The 5,043-nt window shown below is 66.9% G+C and carries 7 protein-coding genes and 1 pseudogene; 5 read left to right on the top strand and 3 right to left on the bottom strand.

What is annotated here, in order from left to right:
• On the bottom strand, window positions 1–1,597 hold a 1,597-nt coding region (locus B2869_RS17400), incomplete at its 3' end, for an MDR family MFS transporter (RefSeq protein WP_292769314.1).
• Window positions 1,598–2,236 carry a TetR/AcrR family transcriptional regulator gene (locus B2869_RS17395; RefSeq protein ID WP_021199036.1) on the bottom strand — a complete coding sequence of 213 codons (639 nt, stop codon included), beginning with the start codon at window positions 2,234–2,236 and terminating at the stop codon, window positions 1,598–1,600.
• Between the two features lie 178 nt (window positions 2,237–2,414).
• Here B2869_RS17395 and B2869_RS17390 point away from each other — a divergent pair, with 178 nt between their 5' ends.
• The 5 genes from B2869_RS17390 (at window position 2,415) to B2869_RS17370 (ending at window position 4,751) form a co-directional block, all read left to right on the top strand.
• Window positions 2,415–2,855, top strand: a complete 441-nt coding sequence (locus tag B2869_RS17390; protein WP_292769310.1) for an Asp23/Gls24 family envelope stress response protein — start codon at window positions 2,415–2,417, stop codon at window positions 2,853–2,855.
• A 59-nt stretch (window positions 2,856–2,914) separates the two neighbouring features.
• Window positions 2,915–3,088 (top strand): CsbD family protein, encoded by a 174-nt coding sequence (locus B2869_RS17385; protein ID WP_292769307.1) that lies wholly within the window; start codon window positions 2,915–2,917, stop codon window positions 3,086–3,088.
• A 120-nt stretch (window positions 3,089–3,208) separates the two neighbouring features.
• Window positions 3,209–3,775, top strand: a complete 567-nt coding sequence (locus B2869_RS17380) for an RNA polymerase sigma factor (RefSeq protein ID WP_292769304.1) — start codon at window positions 3,209–3,211, stop codon at window positions 3,773–3,775.
• The gene (locus B2869_RS17375; protein WP_292769301.1) at window positions 3,772–4,392 is read left to right on the top strand and encodes a hypothetical protein; all 621 of its coding nucleotides are present in this window, start codon (window positions 3,772–3,774) and stop codon (window positions 4,390–4,392) included. Before B2869_RS17380 ends, B2869_RS17375 begins: the two co-directional genes overlap by 4 nt.
• Window positions 4,392–4,751: a hypothetical protein gene (locus B2869_RS17370; RefSeq protein WP_292769298.1), complete on the top strand. Its 360-nt coding sequence runs from the start codon at window positions 4,392–4,394 to the stop codon at window positions 4,749–4,751. The genes B2869_RS17375 and B2869_RS17370 overlap by 1 nt, the downstream gene beginning before the upstream one ends.
• 66 nt (window positions 4,752–4,817) lie before the next feature.
• On the opposite strand, the pseudogene B2869_RS17365 reads toward B2869_RS17370, so the two are convergent.
• Window positions 4,818–5,043: pseudogene (locus tag B2869_RS17365) on the bottom strand (NAD(P)-dependent oxidoreductase); the annotation flags it as partial.

Here is a 5,043-nt window from a genome sequence, read left to right as displayed (position 1 = left end):
CCCCGCGCTGCTCGGCCTCCAGCCGCTCCGCCTCGTCACCGCTGATGGCCTCGCCGCGCGCGACCAGTCCGGCCTGATCCGACAGCGGGATCTGCTTGAGGAACAGCGAGAGCAGGAGCGCGAGCACGATGAACGGGACGAGATACCAGAACACCGGCGCCAGGGCGTCCGCATAGGCGGTGACGATGCCCTCTCGGACCTCGTCGGGCAGGGAGCTGAGCGTCGACGGATCGATCGTCGACGCGGCCTCGGAGGCCGCCTCGGGTGAGGCGCCGGCTCCCGCGAAGACGCCGAGCAGGTTCTCGGTGAGCCGCGTGGTGAAGATCGTGCCGAACACCGCCGTGCCGAGTGAGGCGCCCACCTCGCGGAAGTAGTTGTTCGTGCTGGTCGCGGTGCCGATCTCGCCGGCCGGGACCGCATTCTGCACGACCAGCACGACGACCTGCATGATGAGGCCGAGACCGGCGCCGAACACGAACAGGAACACGCAGATCAGCCAGATCGGGGTCGACGCCGACAGCGTGGTCATCGAGACCATGGCGATGCCGGTGATGATCGTGCCCAGGATCGGATAGATCTTGTATCGGCCGGTCTTCGAGATCGCGATGCCCGAGAAGATCGAGGTCCCCATCAGGCCGACCATCATCGGGATCATCAGCAGACCGGACTCCGCGGCAGAGGTGCCGGAGGACATCTGCAGGAAGGTCGGCACGAATCCGATCGCCGCGAACATGCCGATTCCGAGCACGAGTCCGATCGCGGTGGCGTTCACGAAGATCGGGTTGCGGAACAGGCTCAGCGGGATGATCGGGTCCTGCACCCGCGACTCCGTGATCACGAAGGCGGTCGCTGCGACGACGAGTCCGGCGCCCCAGGCCCAGGTGGCGAGCGAACCCCAGCCGAACTCCTTGTCTCCGCCGAAGTCGGTGAAGAAGATGAGGCACGTCGTGGCGATGGAGAGGAAGACCACCCCGAAGATGTCTATCGGCTTCTCGGCCTTCTTGCTCGGCAGCTTGAGCGCGACCAGGGCGATGATGAAGGCGGCGATGCCGACCGGGATGTTGATGTAGAACGCCCACTGCCACGTGAGGTGGTCGACGAAGTAGCCGCCGAGCAGTGGACCGGCGACAGCCGAGAGGCCGAAGACGGCACCGAGCGGTCCCATGTACTTGCCGCGCTCATTCGCGGGGACGATGTCGGCGATGATCGCCTGCGACAGGATCATCAGGCCACCACCGCCGAGACCCTGCAGCGCGCGGAACACGACGAACATCCAGAAGTCGGAGGCGAACGCGCAGCCGACCGAGGCGAGGGTGAACAGCGCGATCGCGACGAGGAAGAGGTTGCGCCGACCCAGCACGTCGCCGAACTTGCCGTAGATGGGCATCACGATGGTGGTCGCGAGCAGGTAGGCGGTGGTGATCCACACCTGGTGGTCGACGCCACCGAGCTGCCCGACGATCGTCGGCATGGCGGTGGAGACGATGGTCTGGTCGAGGCTGGAGAGCAGCATGCCCGCGATGAGGGCGCTGAAGATGATCCAGATGCGGCGCTTCGTGAGCAGGAAAGGCGCATCCTTCGTGGCGGTGACGGACATTCAGTGGGCTTTCTGTGACGGCGCGTACAGCGATCGGGCGAGGTCGAGGCGTCGGGTGATGAGGTCGGCGAACGACTCGATGGACTGGTGATGCAGGAGCTGGTCCATGCTCATGCGCACGAGCGCGCCGACGGTGTGCACGACCACCTCGGCGCGCAACTCCGCGTCGGCCGTGTCGTCGGTCTGATCGGAGCCTTCGGCGTCGACGGTGCGGCGCAGGATCAGGCCGACATCGCGTCGTTCGTTCTTCGCGATCTGCTCGAATGCGGCCTTGAGCAGACGCGGCTCCTGCTCGATCACGGCGAACATCGCCGGGGCGTCTTCCACAGGATTGAAGAGCTCGAAGCGGCTGATCGTCAGCTGGATGAAGTCGTCGATGAGGTCGCCGCGGCGGGCGGCGAACTCCTCCTCGAGCGCCTCCTGACGGGAATCGATCGTCGCGAACCCGAAGACCGCGTTCTCCTTGCTCTCGAAGTAGTTGAAGAACGTGCGACGGGAGACCCCGACCTCGGCGCACAGCTCCTCGATCGTGAATCCGGCGAAGCCCCTCTCCGTCGTCAGCCGCCGCGCGGCATCCGTGAGGGCGCGGGAGGTATCCCGTTTGCGTTGCTCCCGCAGTGAATCTGCACTCTCGCTCATAGAGTGCAATATTGCACTCTCAACCTTGGAGTGCACTGAGAGTGGTCCGTCGAGCCCGCACGAGAATCTTTTCGACCGATCTGTGACATCTGCCCTCCGGCATACGTCTTAGTGATGGCGTCGCCGACCGCGACCTGCGCACCGCACTGCGGGCGGCACACGTATGAAGGAGCTCACGATGACGAACACGACGGGTGGCACTCAGCCCGAGATCCAGGTCGTCACTCCGGTGCAGGGGGCTGCAGTGGGGACGACCACGATCGAGGATGCGGTGATCGCGAAGATCGCCGGCATCGCTGCGCGTGACGTCAGTGGGGTCCATGCGCTCGGCGGGGGCGCCGCGCGCATGGTGGGCGTGATTCGGGATGCGCTCAACACGACGGACCTCTCGCAGGGGATCAGCGTCGCGGTCGGCGAAGCACAGATCACGGTCGATGTGACGATCGTCGCGGAGTATCCGGTGTCGCTGCAGAAGGTCGCCGACGACGTGCGCGCAGCCATCCACCGGGACATCGTCGAGCTGGTGGGCGTGGAGGCCGTCGAGGTCAACGTCACCATCGACGACGTGCACGTGCCCTCCGACGATGAGAACGACACGGACGACGCGCGGACCGCATAGGGCGCCTCGTCGAAGACGCGGTCCCGAAGTCCGGGGCCGATATGGGAGAAGGAGAAGCCATGAGTGCTGAAGACAAGATCAAGGCCGCTGCGGAGAAGGTCTCCGGCAAGGCGAAGAAGACCGTCGGCAAGCTCACCGACAACGACAAGCTCGTCGCCGAGGGCAAAGCCGAGCAGGCGAAGGGCGACGTCCGCGACGCCGCTGAGAACGTGAAGGATGCCTTCAAGAAGTGACGAGGCGGGGAGAGGCCGCACGGCCTCTCCCCGATCCTTCCCAGGTGGGTGAGAAATGATCCGATCCGGTGGGGCGACTGTTCCGAATCTCTCAGGGGATCGGGTCGAGGGGTGGGGTAGATGGAAGACGAACGCTTTCGCACAGCGCTCGAACATGCGGACGACGGCATCGTCGCCGGCCGCGCGATGGATGGCGACGTCGCGGCGTTCGCGGTTCTCGTGCGCAGGTACACGCCCATGATGCGGGCGTACACGCAGCGGATGCTGAACGCATCGGCCGATGTCGACGACATCGTCCAGGAATCCTTCGTCACCGCCTGGCAGCGGTTCGGCGAGCTCGACGACCCGGCCAAGGTGAAGAGCTGGCTGATGCGGATCGTCAGTCGGAAGGCCGTCGATCGCATCCGTGCGACCCGACCGGCCGTGGACATCGACTCGATCGACCGTCCCGCCCCGCTGCACGCGTCGCCGACCGCGGTCGTCGAAGCGCGCGCGGGCGTCGCGGCGCTCGGTGCCGCCCTGCGAGAGCTGCCGGATGCGCAGCGCGAGTGCTGGGTTCTGCGGGAGATCGGAGGGTACTCCTATGAGGAGATCTCCGAGGAGCTCGACATCCCCGTGTCGACGGCCCGCGGACTGCTCGCCCGAGCACGGAAATACATGATCGTACGGATGGAGGAGTGGCGATGACCGACGACAGAGAGAGTCCCGACGTCCGCCGGCTCGGCCTGGAACCGACCGATCTCGACGGGCACACGCTCGACGAGCTCACCGACTATCTCGATGCGGGGCGACAGCCCGCAGATCGCTCGATCGACGAATCTCCCGGTTGCCAGCTCGCACTCGACGCACTGACACGCCTGCAGGGGCTCGGTGCCGAGCTCATCGCTGCGGAAGCCGCTGCCGAACCTCCCGTCGACGAGAACTGGGTCGATCGCATCCTCAGTGGCATCGCCATGGATGCGCGCGCCGGAAGGCGCATCCCGTTCGAGTCTCCGGATCCGCAGGTGGATCTCGCGATCACCGAGGGGGCGGTGCGAGGCCTCATCCGGTCGGCGGAGAACGCCGTGCCCGGCCTTCTCATCGGACGGTGTCGACTCGACGGGGACGTGACCCGACCCGGGACCCCGATCCGTGTCGAGATCGATGCGAGCGCGCTGCACGGACAGTCCATCCCGAAGGTCGCCGCCGAGCTGCGAGCCGAGGTGGATCGTGGTCTGCGTGCACACACCGAGTTGAACATCGTCGCGATCGACATCGCGATCAGAGACATCCGGGAGGTGTCGTCGTGGGCGGGGGAGAGCTGATGGATGCACAGGAGCGCGGCGAGCTCGCCGCAGCGATCGAGGCGGTGGTCCGGTCGACGCCGGGCGTCCGCAGCGTCTATCGGTCCGGGTCGTTGATCTCGAACCTGCTGCGTGCGGGGGCCGAGGCGATCGGCGTGCGCACGAACGAGGAGCCGATCGTCTCCGTCGCCGGGAACGGTGACGGTGTGGTCATCGAGGCGACCCTCGGGGTCGACTCCGCAGCGCGTTCGGCGGACATCCTCCACGCCGTGCATGCGGCCGTCGATGCGGTGCTCGCGGAGCGCGGCGTCCGCCGTGAGAGCATCACCCTCACCGTCGCTCACGTGCAGGTTCCGGTGCAAGCGCACGCGGCGACCTGACCCAGCGATGAAAACCACCGCGTGCCGCCGTCCGGGGGGACGGCGGCACGCGGTCTCCCCGCGGGATCAGGCGGAGGCGGCGCGCAGCCCCTCGACGAGCGGGGTCGTCGGGCGGCCGATCAGACGTGCGAGCGTGCCGTCGGTGTCGCCGAGGGCGCCGTTCTTGATTCCGGCGTCGAGCGCGGCGACGAATCCGGCCGTACCCTCGTCGAGGCCGGCGCCGCGGAGCGCGGCGATCTGGTCGTCGAAGCCGAGCGGGACGTACGAGACCTCGCGTCCCGTCACCTCGGCC

Source organism: Microbacterium sp. UBA3486 (genome assembly GCF_002377845.1).
Lineage (GTDB): Bacteria > Actinomycetota > Actinomycetes > Actinomycetales > Microbacteriaceae > Microbacterium > Microbacterium maritypicum_A.
The sequence above is the reverse complement of the archived record's forward strand: the minus strand, read 5'-3'. Positions and strand labels throughout refer to the sequence as shown.

Excerpts from the sequence above, each read along its gene's own strand:
- B2869_RS17370 (WP_292769298.1), top strand. The coding sequence starts at position 4,392 with ATGGATGCACAGGAGCGCGGCGAGCTCGCCGCAGCGATCGAGGCGGTG.
- B2869_RS17385 (WP_292769307.1), top strand. The coding sequence starts at position 2,915 with ATGAGTGCTGAAGACAAGATCAAGGCCGCTGCGGAGAAGGTCTCCGGC.
- B2869_RS17380 (WP_292769304.1), top strand. The coding sequence starts at position 3,209 with ATGGAAGACGAACGCTTTCGCACAGCGCTCGAACATGCGGACGACGGC.
- B2869_RS17390 (WP_292769310.1), top strand. The coding sequence starts at position 2,415 with ATGACGAACACGACGGGTGGCACTCAGCCCGAGATCCAGGTCGTCACT.
- B2869_RS17395 (WP_021199036.1), bottom strand. The coding sequence starts at position 2,236 with ATGAGCGAGAGTGCAGATTCACTGCGGGAGCAACGCAAACGGGATACC.
- B2869_RS17375 (WP_292769301.1), top strand. The coding sequence starts at position 3,772 with ATGACCGACGACAGAGAGAGTCCCGACGTCCGCCGGCTCGGCCTGGAA.